This window comes from Peribacillus huizhouensis, from assembly GCF_014138605.1.
Taxonomy (GTDB): domain Bacteria; phylum Bacillota; class Bacilli; order Bacillales; family DSM-1321; genus Peribacillus; species Peribacillus huizhouensis.
On record NZ_JACJHX010000009.1, the window covers coordinates 60,096 to 80,405 of the forward strand.

The following is a 20,310-nucleotide window of genomic DNA, read 5'->3' on the forward strand; positions in this document are numbered from 1 at the left end:
TATTCAACTCTGTTGCCTAACACATAATAAAAGGGTCAGATCCTACATCTACTATTTATCGTTTACATGATGTGTAACTGTCACGTCCAACGATGTGTAGAATGTAAGATCTGACCCTTTTAAGGTTGTAACGAAGGGACTGTTAATACAAAGGAAATTTTATCATTTTTTAAATCAAATTCTTTTGCTTTCACATGAACATCACTTTTCAACTCCATATTTTGTAACGATACATATATCTGTTCCTTATCCGGCTGTATCGTGACCCATTCTGGTGTTTTATATTGACGATTAATGAAAGTCAATACATAGGAAACAGGTAAATTGAGTTGGCCAACTGAAATCGACTCTTGTTTTAGCACAACATCGCCGTTACTTTGAGCTTCTGGAACAAATGTCAGCTTTAATTCTATATCTCTCCCAAAAAATGGCATGGTTCCGTAAAGTTCAACAACGTCTGATAAATGGACATCATAATGGACAGGTCCAGCCAATCCTTCTTTCTCAATATATTGAGAAATTAACGTATTTAAATCATCTCGATTCGTATTAATGACAAATGAAACACCTTGATCTTTACGATCTATTTTTGCTATTTCCTCATCTTTTGCAGGTAAATTAATTAGGATAATGACAGTTACTAGCACAATAATATTTATGGCCAATAAACTTAAAAATAAGTATTTCCAACTTGCTTTAGACATTAATTATTCTTCATCCCCTTTTGTACTCGTCTCAATGGAATCTCTTCCTAAAGTTTCAATATGCATTTCTTGATAGATTCTGTCTGCAATCAACTCATACCCTCGATTATTTGGATGAAAATGGTCCTCTGTAAATAATAAATTCTCTGCCGTATTCTCAAATAAATCACCAATTTCAATGAAATACGCGTTATCATATCCCTCAACAATTGTTCGTCCGCTGCGATTCCATTGGTCCATGATTATATCCAATTCTTGAAAGGCACTTAATACTTTGGTAAAAGGATTGTATACACCTACTAAATAAATTTGCGCATGCTCATTGTTTGAGCGAACTTTTTTTAAAATTTGTTCCAATCTTTTTTCATACCCTATTCTTGCTTTTTCAAATTGCTCCATTTTCAAATCGATTATATTTTGGCGGAATACCCGCATGATATCATTGCCACCGATCGTAATTACAATTGCATCTGCCTTTTTAATATTGGCAATCACAGTTTTTTCTTTCATGCGCTTCAATAACTGGTCAGTTCGATTGCCTTTTACGCCATGATTTACAAAATTCACAGACGTAATCGTTGGTTCTTTTTCTAGCAGTTGTCGTAAATAGGGTAAATAACCACCTTTGTCAGTAGTGTCGCCTACACCTTGTGTCAAAGAATCCCCTAAAGATACGATTTCTATTGGATCAGGAAAAAAAGTGGCAGGAATCGCATCCTTTTTTTTTAACCCAAGTTCGTTTTCTTGTTGTGATGGATGATTTGAAACTGTTCGAATGTTTGAACATGAAGTAAGAATTAACAGTCCAATCAATAGACAGGATATTTTTTTCTTCATATGTATCACCGTCCTAAAAAAAGGTCTTTCACTATTATATCACGTACACTTAATAAAAATCGTAATTCCATAATTTGAGATACCTTACAACAAAAAAGAATATCCCTTTGCAAAAGCCCCAAACCAACGCCTACTATAAACCGTTTAGTGTATGAAACACTGTAAACAATAAATTAGTGCGTGGTCAGATCTTTTAGGGACATCCACATCATTTTTGTAAAATTTTAATATCATTCAGTATTTCTTCAAACGGAACATCACTCACGCCTGAATAATCTTTGACAATTTGTCCTTCTTTATTAATTAAATAAAACTTTGTGCCATGGATAACTTGATCATTATTGGCTGGTTTTTGAACAATTGTTTTAAAATTCTTTTTAGCAAACTCTTCAATTTCCTGCTGCGTATAGCCCGTTAGGAAATGCCATGAGGATAAATCAGCATTAAATCGCTGTCCATACTCTTTCAACGCAGCTGGTGTATCTAACTCAGGATCTACAGAGAAAGAAACAATTTCTACATTGGAGATGCCATTCTCCTTAAGCATCGTTTGAAATTCAGCCAAATTACTCGTCATAGGTAAACAAACCGTTGTACAGTTCGTAAACACGAAATCAGCAAGCCAAACTTTGCCCTTTAAGTCACTTTTTGAAAACTCTTTGTTATTATGATCCGTGAAAGTAAACTCCTCAAGATCCCAATTATACCCGTTTTTAATCCCTTGTGAACCGCATGCGGATAATAACAAAACAGACATAATTCCAACGAACAATATTATGTTTTGCCACCTTTTCATTTTTTTACCGCCTTTATTTGTATATGATAATTATATTATTTTAACAGAGGGTGTAAGCTGTATAAAGAAATTTGCATTCAAGTTATAAATTTTATGAGCCTTTTCACAAAAAGTAACATCTAACTACTTTTACAGTATTTTCATTATTTATTCCCAATGATACATCACTCCCATAGCCCCTTCTCCCGTGTGGGTACTTACAACAGACGATGTACCTTCAATTTTTATCTCGGATAAACCGCTGATTTCGGCTAATGCCGTTCTAATCTTTGAAGCGATTTCATATCCATTCACATGAACAATGGCAATTCCCATAATTCTCTTATCCTTTAAATCTTCTTTATATTTATTCAAGACAAATTTAACAATTTGAGATTGACTCCTTGCTTTTGAGACAGGATGAAGTACGCCACCCTCTAAAATTGCAATTGGTTTAATATTAAGTAACGATCCAATCATAGCAGACACTTTACCAATTCGTCCGCCTTTCACTAAATTCTCTAATGTATCAATAGAAATAATCAATCTTGATTGAGATTGAATTTCATTAATTCTTTCCAAAATTTCAGTAACACTTTTGCCTTCTTTTGCCATTTTAGCAGCTTCAATTACTTGAAATGATAATGCCTTTGAAATGTATTTTGAATCAAATACAGTAACATTAGATTGAGACATTATCGCTGCACTTTCAGCAGATTGGACAGTACCACTCATGCCACCTGTCATATGAATAGCAATAATTTCGCTTCCATCTTCTCCAAGTCTATCAAATACTTCTAAAAAAGCGCCTGTCGATGGCTGCGAGCTTTTCGGAAGCTCCTTAGCATCCTTCATTTTTATTAAAAACTCTTCTTGCTCCAATTCGATCTTATCTAAATAGATCCTGTCATCTATTGAAACCGATAACGGTACCATTTCAATTCCATATCGTTTAATTTCCTCTTGCGTCATATCAACAGTCGAATCTGTTACAATCTTCACATTCCCCATCACTACACATCCCAATCTCAACAATTCTCTTAATTATACATGGTTAAAACAATCATTCAAACATAATACTCAATATTTCGAGCAATTTTGACAAAGTTTGAAAGTTGGACACATTTATAGCCAACGGGGAACATGATTAAAAAAAATGCTGCCCTTGATTGAATTGAATCGTAGGCTAGATCTTCCCCTACTACTTCATCCAAACATAAGACAGCATCGTATAATTTTATGCGTATATTAGTGAAATATTTGTTATTGTTATCAATCTAAACCTTCTTCTTCCGGTAATTCCTCTTGTAAGAACGCATCTCTCTTTTGCTTCCGTTTGTACACAAATTTTGATAATGAGATACTGATTTCATATAACAGCAACAATGGTATCGTCACAAGAAAATCTGAGACAAAATCTGGTGGGGTAATACATATCGCAATAACGACCAAGACAAAATAGGCGTATTTTCTCAGCTTTTGCAAAACATATGGATTAACTATTCCAATTGAAGTTAAAAACATCGTCACAACAGGAAGTTCGAAAAGAATCCCAAACGGTAAAGTCATATTAAGTAGAAATTGAAAATATTTATCAGCGGTAAAATTGGTTACAAACATTCCATTACTTAAACCGAGTAAGAAATCCAATACCATTGGGAAAATAATGAGATACCCAAATGCTAGTCCACCAACAAATAACAGAAAAAGTGCTGGGATATAAGATAATGTTACTTTTATTTCTCTTGGCAATAACGCAGGTTTTACAAATAACCATAATTGAAAAGCAAACACTGGTATTGTTGCTGCTACCGAAACAACAGTTGCAAGCATGAAATAAATCCAAAGGATATCACTAGGTCCCAATACCATTAGTTTTTCATCAAAATCTTTAACAAGCCATTGATATATATCTTCAACGTAGATAAATCCTACAATAAAAAAGAGGATAAAGGAAATTACTGTAATAATTAAACGTTTACGTAGCTCTTCTAAATGGGCAATTACGTTTTGTTCTTGATCTACCAAATCTATCACGCTCTCTATAAAAAATACGAAGATTATCGAATTTTCTTCATTATTCCTGTTTATTGTAAGAATTCACATCGACAGTGATTTTATCCCGCCTTAATTGTCAGTAAGACATCCACCTCAAGGCATGAGGAATCGAAGAAACGGAGGTAATAGTGACACTAGAACGGAACTATCAATCAGTGGGTGATGAAACCCCACTGATTTATGTTTCACTCTTTAGTGTTACATTTACATAGTTTGAACTATATATTGTAGTTATATAGTCTGACGCTTCCGTTATATGACATCTTACTCTTACATTCAGATACTTATTTTACAGAATTATTCTTTTTTTCATCTTTTTCTTCAAAGACATCATTTGTCAATTCACGGGTTGAACTTTTAAACTCACGTAAAGTTTGACCGAACGCCCGTCCAATTTCAGGTAATTTCTTCGGACCAAAAATGATAAGTGCGAGCACTAAAATCAAAATTAATCCTGGTACCCCTATATTTGAAAACATAGTAACACCCCTCCTGTTCATTCTTCAATAAAACAACCCATTCGAATTAAATAGTATCTCACTTATTAATTGACATAACTTGCTTAGAATACTTTTAACATGCCCCAAAAAAGTCGATTTATCCCTTGTAATTTTACCTTATCCCTGTAATTAATTCCAGTTTTATTAAAAAAAGTGGGTGTGCATAACTAAAGGATCAGAACCCAATCAACTAAATACAGTTCTAGTAAAGTGTAAGTAACACGATAAACTGTGTGATGAGTGGGTCTGACCCTATTTTGCATCTCGTTCTATAAATATTAAATCAGCAAAGAAAATAAATTACTGTCTTTATTTACTTCCACATATGGAAATCCTTTTTTGCTCATGCGCTCAATCAAGGGGCCATAATCCTGCCTATTTTTCAGCTCGATTCCAACGAGAGCAGGTCCCTGTTCTTTGTTATTTTTTTTCGTATATTCAAATCTAGAAATATCATCATTAGGACCGAGTACTTCATCTAGAAATTCACGTAAAGCTCCAGCTCGTTGAGGGAAATTAACTATGAAATAATAAAGTAATCCTTCATATAAAAGCGATTTTTCTTTTATTTCTTGCATACGACCAATATCATTATTGCCCCCACTAATGACACAAACGATGGTTTTCCCTTTGATTTCATCCCGATAAAAATCAAGTGCTGCAACAGTCAACGCTCCTGCAGGTTCGGCAATAATCGCATGTTCATTATATAAGTCAAGAATAGTTGTGCAAACTTTTCCTTCAGGGACCTTAATGATATCATCCACATGTTCCTGACAGAGATCAAACGTTTTTTGTCCTACACATTTAACTGCTGCTCCATCCACAAACGTGTCAATATCTAGTAATGCCTCTACTTCACCTTTTAATAAAGATTGTTTCATAGAAGCAGCACCTTCTGGTTCGACACCAATGCAAGATGTTTCTGGTGATACTGATTTGAAATATGTCGATATCCCAGATACTAGGCCTCCTCCGCCTATTCCCGCAAGTACATAATCAATCTTTTCATCACAATCATTTAAAATTTCAATGGCTACTGTCCCTTGACCAGCGATGACCAATTCGTCATCGAAAGGATGGATAAAAGTCCTGTTTTCTGCTTCCATGCATCTCTCCGCTTCATAAAAAGCGTCATCAAATGAATCGCCTACTAATACAATTTCAATTTTGTCTTTACCAAATAGCTGAACTTGGTCAACTTTTTGCCGAGGAGTTGTCGCAGGCATGTAGATTTTCCCTGAAATCCCCAACTGACTACACGCAAATGCAACCCCTTGCGCATGATTGCCCGCGCTTGCACAGACAACTCCATTCCTTGTTTCTTCTTCAGACAGCTTTTTCATTTTATAATATGCTCCCCTAAGCTTAAAAGAGCGAACATGCTGTAAATCTTCTCGCTTTAAGTAAACATTACATCCATACTTCTCAGATAATCTTTCGTTCCTTTGCAGCGGCGTATGTGCAACGATATCTTTAAGCTCCTGGTAAGCAACTAAGATATCTTCAACTTGGACCCATTTTCTTGTTGATGTTATTTGGCTCATGTAATACCCTCTTTTCAATTCACTAGATAATTTGTCAATTATATCACTAATTAAAAATAAATCAACAGATTTTTCAGATATTTCACCTTATTTGCATCTAATAGAAAACTCCAAAAAATTGAGATGAATGACTCATTATTAATCCGATACTTCAATCATCGATATGAATTAAGACAGCGAGTACTACATTTTTCTATAAATGAAGTACTCCGATTCTGCCTAGTTCTCGATTCGTTCTAATACCACAAATTCATGAGGATACTTGTTCTTTTCATCGATGATACCAGTTGTTCTAGAAATCAACTGCCATTTTGACATATTTAATTCAGGGAAATACGTATCACCAGCAAATGAATGATGAATTTCAGTTATATATAACCGCTTGCAGTTTGCAAGTAATTGCTGAAAGATTTCTGCTCCGCCAATTACGAACACTTCTTTATCCGAAGTATCCGCATATGCAACAGCTTCTTTCAAATTAGAAATAACGGTTACACCCTCTTTTTGATAATCCGTATTCCGGGTCAAGATGATGTTCTCTCTACCAGGCAAAGGTTTGCCAATAGACTCATACGTTTTTCTCCCCATCAAAATCGGATGTCCCATCGTCACCTTTTTAAAATATTGGAGATCCGCCGGTAAATACCAAGGCAGTGTATTGTCCTTACCAATTAATCGATTGTCATCCATTGCCAAAATAAAAGATATCATACACTCACTTCCCCTTTAATATGTGGATGTGCTTCATAGTTTTCCAATTCAAAATCTTCATATTTAAAATCGAAAATACTTTTTACTTTTTGATTAATTTTCATAACTGGTAATGGATATGGTTCTCTAGTTAGCTGGAGATTAATCTGTTCAACGTGATTGTCATAAATATGAACATCTCCAAATGTATGAATAAATTCTCCATACTCTAAGTCACAAACTTGCGCAATCATCATTGTTAATAGAGCATATGATGCGATATTGAATGGCACACCTAAGAATACGTCAGCAGATCGTTGGTATAGCTGACATGATAATTTTCCATCCCGAACATAAAACTGAAACATCGCATGACACGGCGGTAAGGCCATTTTTTCTATTTCGCCAACATTCCAAGCATTAATTATCAATCGACGTGAATCAGGATTTTTTTTAATCTGCTCAATCAATTGTGAAATTTGATCAATTTGTCTGCCATCAGCTGTTCCCCATGAACGCCACTGATGGCCATAAATAGGACCGAGCTCACCTTTGTCATCCGCCCATTCATTCCAAATACGAACACCATTATCTTGTAAATACTTAACATTCGTATCACCTTGTAAAAACCACAGTAATTCATGAATGATTGCCTTTAAGCTTAGTTTTTTAGTCGTAAGGACAGGAAAACCTTCTTGTAGATCAAATCTCATCTGATAGCCAAAGGTACTAATTGTACCTGTCCCCGTTCTATCGCTTTTCTTTGTTCCGTTTTCAAGCACATGTTTACACAAATCCAAATATTGCTTCATTAAATTAAACCACCTTTTTCAGTCACACACTATTTATATAGGTAATAACCCCTTAATTCCCTTTTTATAATACTACAATTTTCTACTTACAAACCAATTATCCCAAAAGAATTAATTTAATAAGCGTAGTGTTTAATTTATTTCGTAGTTTTAGTTTTTCATATTAATTAAGCTGTTTAATAAATGAATAAGTACGTGGCGCCTTTTCTTTTAGCACTTTATTAGAAACCGAATTCGCATAGAACATCGCATATGTTTCGGCAAAATATTCTTCTGGATATGTAGAATAATAAGCTTTGTCAGGAAAAAGTCCGCTTACTTCTTGCTCCCAAATTATTAAAAATAGATTATTATCACGAATTCCATTATACGCGAATGTATCGATCGTATGCGCTAATTCGTGAAGCTCAAGATTAATCGAACCGTGTCCGTTTCCCGATTCCGTTGCACCAATTTTCACAAAGACAATACGATTTCCTCCCATTCCAGGCACATCATCCCAAGTTGTCTGATTATTTGTATAACCTCTTGGCTTTACCCCTCTTAAGTGCATCGTATGTGGATCATCTGTCAAGCGACCTGTGAATAACTTAATTTTAACATTTTTATCTACTAACTTTTGAATTGTAGCGGGAGGAAGTTTACTAATTTGTTCAACACTGTTAACCGCTTCTCCTACATTAAAGGATTGTTCAGGGAATAAAAAAAGACGTTCTAAATTTGTATTTTCCTGCCATACTTTTGTTAATTTTAGGCTATGGCCTTTTGGAAATGCACCAACACTTAAACCTTCAGTTTCAACAAAGCTAAATGAAGAAAGAATGAAGAATAGAAGGAGGCATAAGATTATAGAAAATGTTCTTTTCATATATAGAACCACCATTCGTTATACTAGTTTCAAAAACTATCACATTATATTATTGAAGTATAACATACTATGAATCCTTTAAACTGTCGAAAATATTTGGAAATGAACTTGAAATTACAATCAGTACGGGTTCTTCATTCCCATCTAATTGTTGAACCAATTGGATCTTTTCAGGCAGTTTGTCCCCTACCTCTCTTCTTAGTTCCTGATCAGCTTTTTGTAGGGTTTTACTGCCGGTTAAGTGGTGAAAAAAGTGGTACGTAGTATGAAGGAGAAGATTTTCGAAGAATTTATAAGTAACACTTCAGTAGCTTTGAACATATACAAGAAGTAACTGGATGAATGCTAGGTGATTATATTGAGACGTGTTAATAAGCAGGAGCTATTAAGACTTCACCCTGAACTTGCAGATGAAGTGCTTGATGTATTTAATCTTGAGGTTTTCATATATCTTGACCTTGTCATATTTTCAATCTTTTTAGGACTTCTTTTACACCCTTTAATCCAATCATTTTTATGGTCCATTTTTATCCCATTATTTTTCTTGATCTTCTTTTTCATTGTGTTTCAAATCATTAAACGAAAATTCCCTGATAGTTAAAAACTACTCTATTTCCTTCAAAACGAGAAAAGGCTGTCACCAAAAGAAAACGATCAGAACCCCACAATTTACTTAAGAACGTTTATTTGGTCGTGTGATTAATTCAATAAACGGTCTAATAATTGTAAGGTCTGACCCTTTTGGACAGCCTTTTTCACTTAATCTTTTATATGTCGTAAATTACGGTAATGAATAACAAAGGTAATCGCAAATGTGATGACTATCATGGAGAAAAACATTGCATGTGGAATCTCAATCTGAATAACAGAAAGATACATTTTAATGGAGATAATGGCAATCAAAACATATGCAGCCGTCTCCAGTTCAGGTACTTTATCAATTAGCTTAAGGAATACACCCGCAATGCCACGCATCATTAACACTCCAAGCATACCACCAATCAACAACACCCATACTTTTTCACTGACACCAAATGCAGCGAGAACACTATCCACCGAAAACGCGATATCCATTAATTCAACAGCAACGACCGTTCCCCATAAATTTCCAAACATCCTAATAAGAATACTTTCTTTAGACATTCCTTTTGATTCTTCTTCACCATTCTCATTTTGTTTCGTTTTATCAATAAAATACTTTATGGCGAGCCATGCAAGATATGTTGCTCCCAATACTTTTACCCACCATAGATGAATTAAATAAACACCGAGTCCAATCGCAATGAAACGGAATGCATATGCACCAAGTAATCCATAGAAAAGTGCCTTTTTTCTTTGTTTAGTAGGTAGATGACGAACCATAACAGCGAGAACTAATGCATTATCTGCTGACAACAAACCTTCAAGTAAAATCAGTGTTCCAATTAACCCCCAGCTCACTGGGTCTGACAATACTTTTGCCCACATTTCCCAATCAAAAAATTGAGCGTACGTGTTCATAATGCTTGTTAACATATTATCCCGGCTTTCTTGTAGAATAAAAGTTCCTCATTTATTAAAAAAACCTAAGCTTCAGGAACTTCGAAACCAAACTGAATCATGAGTGATCTATTCAAATAAGAATGATCGGCTTAAATTAGGGAGTTGGACGTATTCGCTCGTTCAAAACATCCTAAAAAAACATTTACATCATTCTTTTAAAAATGAAAAATGCGCTAATAGCAGCGCATTCAGTTTGACCATATAGATAGCATACGCCTATAAAATTCATATTTCAAATGTTTATATTCATTCTAGCAAAATTAAAGTTAATCTTAAATCGGTGGGGGTTTTACTGCCCGCTATTATGGGATAAGCATCTTCAAGAAAAATAAGTTTGCTCCGACCATTTCGGAGGTGTATTTTTATCCCAATAAATTTTACCTAAAGCATAGTGTGTAGCGAATTCATCATGATACGTATGATAATGAAAATTGAACCAATATCCTTCTTGCGGTGGATTCTCTTGTCTAACATGAAAACGAATAATATCATTTCCAGTATTTTCGTTATAAAGGTGAAAAATCTTCTCACTTCGTCCTGAAGAAGGTCCTTTAGATATAGTTAACTGAACAAGCTCTTCATCAGGGAAGTTTACTGCCATTTGTGTGATGGCCTCTTCAATTTTTGGTAAAACAGCAAATTTAAATTCATCTTCAATCTTCGGACCAATCTTTTCACCGAATTTCGTAAAGGCATGTTCCTCGGCCTTTGTCATGATCGATTCAAGAAACTCACTTCGGTCAAATATACTTGTTGATATCGAGTCATCAGCTGATTCGATTAAGGAATAGCTTGTACTTTCCGTTTCTTCAAAAATATTTTTCTTTGGGTGTTTATTCGGATGTGCTTCAGTAAGCCAGGATATATCAGAAGGAGAAACCATTCCGAATGTTAGAACAGTTACTAATACAACTAAGCTTTTCTTCAACCATTTCGATTTCTTCATGATGATTTCCCTCCTCCTTCACGTATCAATGAAGTTACAAAAAGTATTATTTCCTGCCTTTATTAGCTATTCACGTCAATTTTCAGTTATCGGCATACATGACTAGCCATTTGTATAATCTAATTTCTAGTATACGGGATTTCTTAGGAAATTACGAAAAAAATGTATGCTAAATTTCATTTTGATGGCATGTTTGTCTATAATAAAGAAAGACCATTTTTTTATTGTGTAAAAGAAAATGAAGGATTTTGCATACCTGATGTAGAACTATATATTGTAATCCATTGTTTTGTAAAGGAGGAATTCACCTATGGAAGCGTCAGCACTTTTGATACTCGTCGTAATTTCACTTGTTTATTTCATTTATGAAGCGATTGCCGATTGATTAACGGGAAGACTATGTATAAAACTATTCCATTTCTTCTTTTGTTCTAATCTGAAAAAAGAAGTGGTTTTTGTTATTTTAATAGCCTGATCCTAGAGGATAAGTAGTCGCTATAACTCTACATACAATGTTATTAATGTATTATTAACACGATATACTAGGTCAGGTCCTTTTTAAGTATTCTCTTGCTTTTTAAATTGACTGAAATTCAAACTTGAAGAAACTCGTCTTAAAGAGCAACGACGAGTTTCTTTTATAATTGAATGTACCCATAATGAAATAATGAGGTTTTCCTTTTGATTGTTGTGAACCCCAATTTCTCAAATCGTTTGCTTCTGAAATGATCCTTTAGCACGACTCGATTATTCGCAACGCGCTTTGCCTGCTCAATTGTTTCTAGTTGTAAATCATTATAGGATGCAAATTGTGCCAACCCATTTATACCTTCTGATTCTTCAATACGCTCTTCAAACATCGGATCAAAGTACACCACATCGAAGCTGTTATCTGGAAGCTTTTTTAAAACCTCATGATGATTACCTGTTTCAATCTGAATTCTTTTCATCGCAGCATCCATAAGTTCGATCCCACTTTCCCACTGCAATAGTCCTTCTTTAACAATAAAGGAGATGATCGAATTTTCTTCAATCGCTCTAATTTCCCCACAAGCACCTGAGACGTAACTCGCAATAATGGCATCTGAACCTAATCCGAGTGTACAGTCGAGAATAGAAGACCCTTTTTCAATTCTAGCAGCTGTTATATACGGATCATCTTCGCCGTTCATCATTCGTTTGATACGAACCATTGCAATATTCGGATGAAAAAAGAAAGGTGAACCCCCAGAAATTGTATGAAGTTCTAGTTTGTTTTTCCCGACAACCAAACAGTCCATCCCATAATCTTGATGCATTCTAGTTAAAGACCGTTTATTCCTCTTGTAAAACGGCAGTGAAAATTGAGTGGCAATACTTTTAGCTCGTTCAGTATGTATTTCATCAGTGCGTCCAGCTGTTGTGACAAACATGATTGCTCTCCTTTTAGTCAACTAAATAGCAGTAGAGACTTATCTAAAAGGACAAGCCCTTTAGAGTTAAGTCTCTACATGCTTAATACTAGCTTATTTCATTTCTTCAAATGCTGTGAGAAGATTCTCCATTACCGCTTCCATCGGAAACCCTTCTATATCATGACGTGGAATGAAGTGAATCACTTCTTTTCCTTTTAATAAAGCCATAGACGGGGATGATGGTTCATATCCTGTGAAATATTCACGCATTTTTGCAGTAGCGTCTTTATCTTGGCCTGCAAACACTGTAACGATATGATCTGGTTTGTTAGCCGAATTTAATACTGCTTGAGTTGCTGCTGGGCGGGCTATTCCTGCTGCACATCCGCATACCGAATTCACTACAACAAGAGTTGTTTCATCTTTTACTGTATTCATAAAGTTGTCTACTTCCTCAGCAGTAGTAATTTCCGTAAACCCCGCTTGAACAAGCTCTGCTCGCATTGGTTTTACCATTTGTTTCATATATTCTTCATATGCCATTGACATAGGTAGTTGCCTCCTTTATTTTCCGATACACCATAAGAATACTATACATATTAACAAATATGCAAAAAAGTGAATCGTCTATAATACGTTTAAGTTAGATAATCCGCTCATTTTTTCAAAATAGTTAACCTACTGTTCCACTACTTCTTGAATAGGTTTGAATTTTACAATTCCAAATTAAAAAGGGCCAGGCCCAACTCTTATTAGAAAATTCGTGTCTAAACACTTTCTTCTAATTTAGAGTGTGAACTCCGACCCTTCTTTAACAAGTGTAGATTAACTTCATCTGCTTAGATTTTTAATACGCCACCTGTGTTAGCACTTGTAACGAGCTTAGAGTAGCGTGCTAAATAACCAGTTTTTACTTTTGGTTCAAAACCTCGCCAATTTGCTTTACGTTTTTCAAATTCTTCATCTGAAATTTCTAATTGGATTGTACGATTATTTAAATCTAATTCGATAATATCGCCGTTTTCTACAAATGCAATTGGACCACCTTCTGCAGCTTCTGGAGAAATATGCCCAATTGAAATTCCTCTTGATGCACCTGAGAAACGACCATCAGTAATAAGACCAACTTTAGCGCCAAGACCTCTACCGACAATTTGCGAAGTAGGTGCTAACATCTCAGGCATTCCTGGCCCACCTTTAGGTCCTTCATAACGGATCACGACAACATGTCCCTCTTTTACTTTACCAGTGATGATTCCAGAAAGGGCATCTTCTTGAGAATCGAAGCAGATTGCTGGACCTCTATGATAGCCGCCTACTGCTGGATCGACAGCTCCAACTTTAATAACTGAACCATTTGGCGCTAAGTTACCGAATAATACAGCAAGGCCGCCTCGCTCAGAATAAGGATTGTCTAATGGACGAATAACATTTTTGTCCAAGATTTCCGCCCCAGCAACATTTTCACGTAATGTTTTACCAGATACAGTTAGGCAATCACCATTGATTGCACCCGGCTTTTTAAGAATCTCATTGATGATGGCACTAACGCCTCCTGCGTTATGAACATCTTCAATGTGATAATCTGATGCAGGAGCGATTTTTGCAAGATGAGGTACACGACTTGCAATTTCATTGATACGTTCTAATGAATACTCAATTCCAGCTTCATGTGCTAATGCAAGTGTATGAAGTACTGTGTTTGTTGAACCACCCATCGCCATGTCCAACGCAAATGCATTATCAATTGCATCGATTGTTACGATATCACGTGGTTTAATATCCTTTTTGATAAGCTCCATTAATTGCGTAGCTGAGCGTTTAACAAACTCTTTACGTTCGGGAGCTACAGCTAAAATTGTACCATTACCAGGTAGGGCAAGACCAAGACCTTCTGCCAAGCAGTTCATGGAGTTTGCAGTAAACATACCAGAACAAGAACCACATGTAGGACAAGCAAATTGCTCAATCTCTTGTAATTTTGCTTCATCAATTTTACCAGCTTGGTAAGCTCCAACCCCTTCAAAAACAGAGTTTAAGTTAAGTGGGTTACCATCTTTATCCACACCAGCTTTCATTGGTCCACCGCTAACAAACATTGTTGGAATATTGACACGAAGTGCCGCCATCATCATCCCAGGCGTAATTTTGTCACAGTTAGGAATACAAACCATTCCATCGAACCAATGCGCAGAAACAACAGTTTCAATTGAATCAGCAATAATCTCACGACTTGGCAATGAATAGCGCATACCAATATGCCCCATTGCAATTCCATCATCAACCCCGATTGTATTGAATTCAAAAGGTACGCCGCCCGCTTCGCGAATCGCTTCCTTTACAATTTTTCCAAATTCCTGCAAATGTACATGACCTGGAACAATATCGATATAAGAGTTACAAACTGCGATAAACGGCTTTCCGAAATCTTCTTCTTTAACGCCGGCTGCACGTAACAAACTACGGTGTGGAGCTCGGTCGATACCTTGTGTAATCATGTCACTTCTCATTTTTGGCGTAGACATTGCTGAAAGACCCCCAATTTATTATGTTATGTGAATAAATAAGATTATTTATTATTATCCAAAAATTCTAACATAAAAGCCAAGAAAAGAAAATGAAAAAAACTCAAATAATATCGAAATATGGCTATTCCATACAAAACTCCACCATTTACTATGAAGGTTCCAGCCTGTAGCACACTACACACACCTAATCACAATCGTGGCGGTGCGTAGCCGATTTTGGATGCATTCTTTATAAAAATTAAGTATACCCGCTAAGTAGATTGGCTATATTAGTAAGTCACGAAGCCCCGTCCACATATCCTTCATACAAAAAGGTCAGATCCCACATCGACTATATTGTTTATTTGACGTGTATATGACACAATAAACATCTATAGTGTGTGAGGTCTGACCCTCTAAAACATCCTCTGCTTACCCTTATTTTTCGCTATTTTCTACTTCCGTAAGTCGCGCATCTGTCATTTGCTTCCAAACGGACCCTTTCGCTTCTTCCCCATTTTCAATTCGGTCAATAGCCATTTTTATTTGCAAAGCCACTTCGAATTCTGAATCTTTTTCCGCTTCTTTTAAAGCAGATAATACGCTTTTATCACCAGATTCATAGAGGAACATTGCAGCACGCCATCTAACAATTTTACTTTTATCTTTTAAGGCAGATGCCATTTCCGTCATCGCTTCCGCAAATCCGAGATCAGATAAGCAATCACCAGCCGTTCTTCTCACAGCAGGATTTTTATCATTTAAGCCCATATATAGTGCAGGTAATACTTTTCGATCTTCAATCATTCCTAGTAATACGACCGCTTCTCTACGTACAGAAACTTTACTGTCTGACAAAGCTTTTTTTAACAATGGCATATCCTCAATTGTCGGATCTTCCATTTGCTCAAGTGCCTGATAGCGTTTTTCCCAATTTTCATCCTCAAGCATTTCTGCGGTAAGCTTAATTTTAGTCCGTTTTACTAGTTCTTTTTTATTGTCGTTCTCTTGCTTAGCCGCAGCTACAAGTTCATTTATCCGTTCTGGCGGATACGCAGCTATAAGTTCCTCAGATACTTCTGCACCAATTGCATCCATATCTCCGTATCTGACACCATAGTCTTTCCATTTTCTTAGCAAAACAACATTATCATCTTGTTTCTGTGCTGCTTGAACAGCTTGGGCAAAAGAATCCGGAAGAGCATAGCGCTTTTCACTATTTCCGTCGTTTAGCTTGATTTGATATGGTAATCCTTTGAAATGCAAAATCGAAACATTGACTTCTCCATAATGATCGAGAATAGTCGATCCCACTTCTTCATTTCTTGTATCTTCACCGAATACTTGGCGAACTTTAATCAAGATTTCTTGCCAATCAAATTTACCATTTCGTTCAATGGCTAAAAAATCGGCAACATGATAAACACCCTTCACACCATCGATATATAAAATTTCTCTGATTAAAGATGGCGCTTTTTCAGCTTCCTCTTTTTTATAGTTATTGCTTATACCAGCTGGTAGCTCTTCGGCCAAGTTAATTTTCATTGTGTTTGGACTTGGTGTAGGTTCAATCGATATAATATTCATACGTTCGCTCCTTTACACATATTTTTAGGATATGACTATAGTTTATCATAATCTATGGTTTAGGCGGTTCGGAGTGAATTAATGCTCATACGTGACCTGCTTATTCCTCTAATTTTTCCGCTAAGTATTCCCAACGTTCAAGCATATAATCAAGCTTTTCTTTAACTTCTGTCTCCTCTTCCATTAAGATTCGGAGTTTTTCAAAATCACTTCCAGCCGTTGCCATTTCTGCAGTGATGCTTGTTAAACGTTCCTCGGCTTTTTCCATTTTCTCTTCAATTTCTTCCCATTCTTTCGTTTCAGCATAGGTCAATTTCTTTTTCTTTTTATCAGGACGTTGTTGTACTTGAACAACAGGTTTCTCTTGCATAGGCTCAACTGTTACTTTTTCTTCTAAAAACTCAGAATAGCTACCGTAATAATGACTGACAACAGCTTTTCCTTTGAAAACAAAAAGTTGTGAGCATGCTTTATCAAGAAAGTAACGATCATGCGAAACAGTAACGACCACTCCAGGGAATGTCTCTAAATAATCCTCAAGTACAGTCAATGTCTGAGTATCAAGATCATTGGTTGGCTCATCCAAAAGGAGTACATTTGGAGCTGACATTAAAATCTTCAATAAGTAAAGTCGACGCTTTTCTCCACCTGAAAGCTTGCGGATTGGCGTTCCATGTGTATGTAGAGGAAAGAGAAATCGCTCGAGCATTTGAGCGGCAGAAATATAGCTACCATCTTTCAAGGCAATCGATTCAGCTGTTTCGCGAATATACTCGATCATCCGCATGCTTTCATCCATATCTTCACTTTCCTGTGTATAGTAGCCGATTTTCACAGTTTGTCCTGTTTCAATCACACCAGAATCGATTTTCACTCTACCGGCCAAAATATTTAGCAAAGTCGATTTTCCTGTTCCATTTTGACCGACGATGCCAATTCTATCTCCTCGTTTAAATAAATAGGAGAAGTTATGTAGGATAGTGTGGTTGCCATATGACTTCGAGATGGACTCTAGCTCCAACACTTTTTTCCCTAGGCGTGCCCCGCTTAATTCAATATCAAGTGACCCTTGTTGCGATTTATTTTGCACATCCGATTCTAGCGTTTCAAAACGCTGGATTCTTGCTTTTTGCTTTGTCGTTCTCGCTTTTGCACCTTTTCTTATCCAGGCTAATTCCTTTTTAAATAAGCTTTCCTTTTTGTTTTGTTCAATTGCTTCATTTTCTTCTCGGATTGCTTTTGCCTCTAGAAAATCACCATAATTACCTTTGTATTCAAATAGGCTACCACCACTAAGCTCCCAAATTTTATCCGAAACCGTATCAAGGAAATATCGGTCATGAGTTACAAAGAGAACGGCTCGCTTTGATTTCACTAAATATTCCTGCAACCATTTAATACTGTCATAATCAAGGTGATTCGTTGGTTCATCAAGGATGAGCAAATCGGTTGTTTCAATTAGCGTTTTCGCTAAAGCCGCCCGCTTTTTTTGTCCACCTGACAGCTCAGCTATTTTCCTTGAAAAATCAGGGAGTCCAAGTTTTGTTAATATCGCTCTAGCGTCAGCGCTTGTATCCCATGCATTTAATGCATCCATTTCCTGCTGTTGCTTTAATAACCGGTTCTGTATGTCGGTATTATCCGGATCGTTTTGCAACTTTTGTAGGGTGTTTTCATATTCTTTAATGACTTTAAAAACAGGGTAGTCACTTGCATAAAGAAAATCAATTATTGTCATGTCATTTGGAAAATCTGGATCCTGAGATAAATATGAAATAGAGTAATCGTTCGGATGATCCTTTTCCCCAGTGTCAGCTTCCTCAATTCCAGCAATAATATTTAATAGTGTTGATTTTCCTGTTCCATTTACACCGATGATTCCAATTTTATTGCCTTCAGAAATTGAAAAAGAAAGGTTTTCAAAGACTAATTTTTCACCTTGCATTTTTGTTACGTTTTCCATTGCAAAAACTTTCATAATCGTACATCCCATTCTATATAAAATTGCTGTAAAAACTCCTGCATATACTGATGTCGCTTTTTGGCTAATTCTTTTGCTGTGTTTGTATGTAATTGATCCGCTATCTTTAATAATTTATCATAAAAATGCTGGATCGTTGATTGCTTTGCCTCAATTGTATCTAAATCTGGATGATAGATTGGATTCCCTACACTTCCACCATATGCGAATGTTCTTGCAACTCCAATTGCGCCAATTGCGTCCAAACGATCGGCATCTTGCACAATTTTAGCTTCAATAGAAGGAAGTGCGATTTGTCCTTTACTAAAAGAAATTGAATCGATAATGGCTGTGATCTTATCAACGGTCTCATTATCCATGTTAGAATGAAGAAACCAATCATTCATTATACGCCAGCCATCTGCTTTTGATTCATGTAATTTACGATCAGGTATATCATGCAATAAGGCAGCTAACTCAATTGTAGGTAAATGACCCTTATGCTCTTCACAGGCAATATGTATGGCCATTTTTCTTACTCTGTCTATATGGAACCAATCATGACCTGTTATGTCATTTCCAAGTCTACTCTTCACAAAAATTTCCGCTTCTTCTATTAGGCTTTTATTCATCATGCACTCCCTGTACTTTCTTTCATATTGTATCATGCTAGAACACTTTGGTCATTCTTCATTAAACCAAGATAATCCAAGAGTCTTTGGTCCTGCATGGACACCTACAGAACTCCCTATTGGGTAGGCATGGATGATGATGCTTGAATCGATTTCATGAATGACTTTACGCCATTTATCAGTCTGTGTAAGCGAAGCACCAAATAACAAGCAGCACTCCTTCACTTCTTTTGAAGTATATGCTTTTTTAAATAGATCAAAAATCCGCTCTTCTGCCTTTTTCTCACTTCTCACTTTTGCGATGGTAGCAAGTATGCCATTTTCTATCGAAATAATCGGTTTGAAATTCAACATACTGCCGAGCAAATATTGAGTACCTGATAACCGGCCACTTCTATGGAGTTGTTCGAGTGATCCAATCAATACATACGTCTCATTACTCTTACTATATTTCTCAGCTTCCTGTAAAGCATCCGTGATCTCCATTCCTCTTTCAGTGTAACTCATGATTTTTTTTAAAACCATCGTCATTGGATAAGAAATAACAAGGGTATCGTATACATACACAGGAATTGAAACCATTGCAGCTGCTTGCCTACTTGAATCAACCGTTCCGCTTAAGCTTCCCGATAAATGAACAGAAATGATACAATCATACCGTTCTTCAAGTGACTGATACAATTCTATAAAGGTTCCAACAGAAGGCTGAGACGTTGTAACTGCCACCTTCTCTTCTTCCATCAAACGATAAAGTTCTTTAGGGATAATATCAATTCCATCTCGATATTCTTTTCCTTCCATTATGACAACCATCGGAACGATATAGATATCATCATTTTTCTGTAAATCGTCATCCAAGTAACCGGTACTGTCCATTACCCAGGCTATGCGTTTAGTCATTTGAATGCCCTCCAAATGTATATAATTGTTTCTAATTATATGATGGATCAG

The 20,310-nt window shown here is 36.1% G+C and carries 20 protein-coding genes; 1 reads left to right on the forward strand and 19 read right to left on the reverse strand.

Annotated elements, in window-relative coordinates:
- Window positions 1-119: 119 nt before the first annotated feature.
- The 10 genes from HNP81_RS14445 to HNP81_RS14490 form a co-directional block, all read right to left on the reverse strand.
- The gene (locus HNP81_RS14445) at window positions 120-704 is read right to left on the reverse strand and encodes a YpmS family protein (RefSeq protein WP_028391461.1); all 585 of its coding nucleotides are present in this window, start codon (window positions 702-704) and stop codon (window positions 120-122) included.
- Window positions 705-707: 3 nt separating this feature from the next.
- The gene (locus HNP81_RS14450) at window positions 708-1,541 is read right to left on the reverse strand and encodes an SGNH/GDSL hydrolase family protein (protein ID WP_028391462.1); all 834 of its coding nucleotides are present in this window, start codon (window positions 1,539-1,541) and stop codon (window positions 708-710) included.
- A gap of 208 nt (window positions 1,542-1,749) precedes the next feature.
- Window positions 1,750-2,337, reverse strand: a complete 588-nt coding sequence (locus HNP81_RS14455) for an SCO family protein (RefSeq protein WP_028391463.1) — start codon at window positions 2,335-2,337, stop codon at window positions 1,750-1,752.
- 147 nt (window positions 2,338-2,484) lie between these two features.
- Window positions 2,485-3,327, reverse strand: a complete 843-nt coding sequence (locus HNP81_RS14460) for a fatty acid kinase binding subunit FakB (RefSeq protein WP_028391464.1) — start codon at window positions 3,325-3,327, stop codon at window positions 2,485-2,487.
- A 261-nt stretch (window positions 3,328-3,588) separates the two neighbouring features.
- Complete coding sequence (tatC, locus tag HNP81_RS14465; protein ID WP_182503112.1) at window positions 3,589-4,344, reverse strand: twin-arginine translocase subunit TatC; 756 nt, start codon at window positions 4,342-4,344, stop codon at window positions 3,589-3,591.
- 314 nt (window positions 4,345-4,658) lie between these two features.
- Complete coding sequence (locus HNP81_RS14470; RefSeq protein WP_028391466.1) at window positions 4,659-4,853, reverse strand: twin-arginine translocase TatA/TatE family subunit; 195 nt, start codon at window positions 4,851-4,853, stop codon at window positions 4,659-4,661.
- Between the two features lie 299 nt (window positions 4,854-5,152).
- Entirely contained in the window at window positions 5,153-6,421 is a 1,269-nt protein-coding gene (gene ilvA / locus HNP81_RS14475; protein ID WP_028391467.1) for a threonine ammonia-lyase IlvA, read from the reverse strand.
- Between the two features lie 219 nt (window positions 6,422-6,640).
- A complete protein-coding gene (locus HNP81_RS14480; RefSeq protein WP_182503113.1) occupies window positions 6,641-7,132 on the reverse strand; it encodes a dihydrofolate reductase in 492 nt (163 codons plus the stop codon).
- Window positions 7,129-7,923, reverse strand: a complete 795-nt coding sequence (locus HNP81_RS14485) for a thymidylate synthase (RefSeq protein WP_028391469.1) — start codon at window positions 7,921-7,923, stop codon at window positions 7,129-7,131. Before HNP81_RS14485 ends, HNP81_RS14480 begins: the two co-directional genes overlap by 4 nt.
- 163 nt (window positions 7,924-8,086) lie before the next feature.
- Window positions 8,087-8,791 (reverse strand): anthrax toxin lethal factor-related metalloendopeptidase, encoded by a 705-nt coding sequence (locus HNP81_RS14490; protein WP_182503114.1) that lies wholly within the window; start codon window positions 8,789-8,791, stop codon window positions 8,087-8,089.
- 358 nt (window positions 8,792-9,149) lie between these two features.
- On the opposite strand from HNP81_RS14490, the gene HNP81_RS14495 reads away from it, so the two are divergent.
- Window positions 9,150-9,392 (forward strand): hypothetical protein, encoded by a 243-nt coding sequence (locus tag HNP81_RS14495; protein WP_182503115.1) that lies wholly within the window; start codon window positions 9,150-9,152, stop codon window positions 9,390-9,392.
- Between the two features lie 158 nt (window positions 9,393-9,550).
- Here HNP81_RS14495 and HNP81_RS14500 read toward each other — a convergent pair whose 3' ends face one another.
- The 9 genes from HNP81_RS14500 to HNP81_RS14540 all read right to left on the reverse strand — a co-directional run bounded on the left by HNP81_RS14500 (window position 9,551) and on the right by HNP81_RS14540 (window position 20,259).
- On the reverse strand, window positions 9,551-10,306 hold the full coding sequence (locus HNP81_RS14500; RefSeq protein WP_034301032.1) for a MeeY/MeeF family manganese export membrane protein: 756 nt from the start codon (window positions 10,304-10,306) through the stop codon (window positions 9,551-9,553).
- Between the two features lie 346 nt (window positions 10,307-10,652).
- Window positions 10,653-11,279 carry a YpjP family protein gene (locus HNP81_RS14505; RefSeq protein ID WP_182503116.1) on the reverse strand — a complete coding sequence of 209 codons (627 nt, stop codon included), beginning with the start codon at window positions 11,277-11,279 and terminating at the stop codon, window positions 10,653-10,655.
- Between the two features lie 638 nt (window positions 11,280-11,917).
- Complete coding sequence (locus tag HNP81_RS14510; protein ID WP_182503117.1) at window positions 11,918-12,691, reverse strand: class I SAM-dependent methyltransferase; 774 nt, start codon at window positions 12,689-12,691, stop codon at window positions 11,918-11,920.
- A gap of 93 nt (window positions 12,692-12,784) precedes the next feature.
- Complete coding sequence (locus HNP81_RS14515; protein ID WP_028391475.1) at window positions 12,785-13,222, reverse strand: BrxA/BrxB family bacilliredoxin; 438 nt, start codon at window positions 13,220-13,222, stop codon at window positions 12,785-12,787.
- 290 nt (window positions 13,223-13,512) lie between these two features.
- Window positions 13,513-15,183 carry a dihydroxy-acid dehydratase gene (gene ilvD / locus HNP81_RS14520; protein WP_028391476.1) on the reverse strand — a complete coding sequence of 557 codons (1,671 nt, stop codon included), beginning with the start codon at window positions 15,181-15,183 and terminating at the stop codon, window positions 13,513-13,515.
- 435 nt (window positions 15,184-15,618) lie between these two features.
- Window positions 15,619-16,767, reverse strand: coding sequence for a conserved virulence factor C family protein (locus HNP81_RS14525; protein ID WP_182503118.1), 1,149 nt, complete (start codon window positions 16,765-16,767; stop codon window positions 15,619-15,621).
- A 100-nt stretch (window positions 16,768-16,867) separates the two neighbouring features.
- Window positions 16,868-18,745 (reverse strand): ABC-F family ATP-binding cassette domain-containing protein, encoded by a 1,878-nt coding sequence (locus HNP81_RS14530; protein ID WP_028391478.1) that lies wholly within the window; start codon window positions 18,743-18,745, stop codon window positions 16,868-16,870.
- Window positions 18,742-19,362 carry an HD domain-containing protein gene (locus HNP81_RS14535; protein WP_312859688.1) on the reverse strand — a complete coding sequence of 207 codons (621 nt, stop codon included), beginning with the start codon at window positions 19,360-19,362 and terminating at the stop codon, window positions 18,742-18,744. Before HNP81_RS14535 ends, HNP81_RS14530 begins: the two co-directional genes overlap by 4 nt.
- 48 nt (window positions 19,363-19,410) lie before the next feature.
- Window positions 19,411-20,259, reverse strand: coding sequence for a fatty acid kinase binding subunit FakB (locus tag HNP81_RS14540; RefSeq protein ID WP_182503119.1), 849 nt, complete (start codon window positions 20,257-20,259; stop codon window positions 19,411-19,413).
- Window positions 20,260-20,310: the final 51 nt, after the last annotated feature.

Bases quoted from the DNA above. Each gene is read 5' to 3' on its own strand.
- HNP81_RS14445 (WP_028391461.1), bottom strand. From the start codon at position 704: ATGTCTAAAGCAAGTTGGAAATACTTATTTTTAAGTTTATTGGCCATA.
- HNP81_RS14450 (WP_028391462.1), bottom strand. From the start codon at position 1,541: ATGAAGAAAAAAATATCCTGTCTATTGATTGGACTGTTAATTCTTACT.
- HNP81_RS14455 (WP_028391463.1), bottom strand. From the start codon at position 2,337: ATGAAAAGGTGGCAAAACATAATATTGTTCGTTGGAATTATGTCTGTT.
- HNP81_RS14460 (WP_028391464.1), bottom strand. From the start codon at position 3,327: ATGGGGAATGTGAAGATTGTAACAGATTCGACTGTTGATATGACGCAA.
- HNP81_RS14470 (WP_028391466.1), bottom strand. From the start codon at position 4,853: ATGTTTTCAAATATAGGGGTACCAGGATTAATTTTGATTTTAGTGCTC.
- ilvA (WP_028391467.1), bottom strand. From the start codon at position 6,421: ATGAGCCAAATAACATCAACAAGAAAATGGGTCCAAGTTGAAGATATC.
- HNP81_RS14480 (WP_182503113.1), bottom strand. From the start codon at position 7,132: ATGATATCTTTTATTTTGGCAATGGATGACAATCGATTAATTGGTAAG.
- HNP81_RS14485 (WP_028391469.1), bottom strand. From the start codon at position 7,923: ATGAAGCAATATTTGGATTTGTGTAAACATGTGCTTGAAAACGGAACA.
- HNP81_RS14490 (WP_182503114.1), bottom strand. From the start codon at position 8,791: ATGAAAAGAACATTTTCTATAATCTTATGCCTCCTTCTATTCTTCATT.
- HNP81_RS14500 (WP_034301032.1), bottom strand. From the start codon at position 10,306: ATGTTAACAAGCATTATGAACACGTACGCTCAATTTTTTGATTGGGAA.
- HNP81_RS14505 (WP_182503116.1), bottom strand. From the start codon at position 11,279: ATGAAGAAATCGAAATGGTTGAAGAAAAGCTTAGTTGTATTAGTAACT.
- HNP81_RS14510 (WP_182503117.1), bottom strand. From the start codon at position 12,691: ATGTTTGTCACAACAGCTGGACGCACTGATGAAATACATACTGAACGA.
- HNP81_RS14515 (WP_028391475.1), bottom strand. From the start codon at position 13,222: ATGTCAATGGCATATGAAGAATATATGAAACAAATGGTAAAACCAATG.
- ilvD (WP_028391476.1), bottom strand. From the start codon at position 15,183: ATGAGAAGTGACATGATTACACAAGGTATCGACCGAGCTCCACACCGT.
- HNP81_RS14525 (WP_182503118.1), bottom strand. From the start codon at position 16,767: ATGAATATTATATCGATTGAACCTACACCAAGTCCAAACACAATGAAA.
- HNP81_RS14530 (WP_028391478.1), bottom strand. From the start codon at position 18,745: ATGAAAGTTTTTGCAATGGAAAACGTAACAAAAATGCAAGGTGAAAAA.
- HNP81_RS14535 (WP_312859688.1), bottom strand. From the start codon at position 19,362: ATGATGAATAAAAGCCTAATAGAAGAAGCGGAAATTTTTGTGAAGAGT.
- HNP81_RS14540 (WP_182503119.1), bottom strand. From the start codon at position 20,259: ATGACTAAACGCATAGCCTGGGTAATGGACAGTACCGGTTACTTGGAT.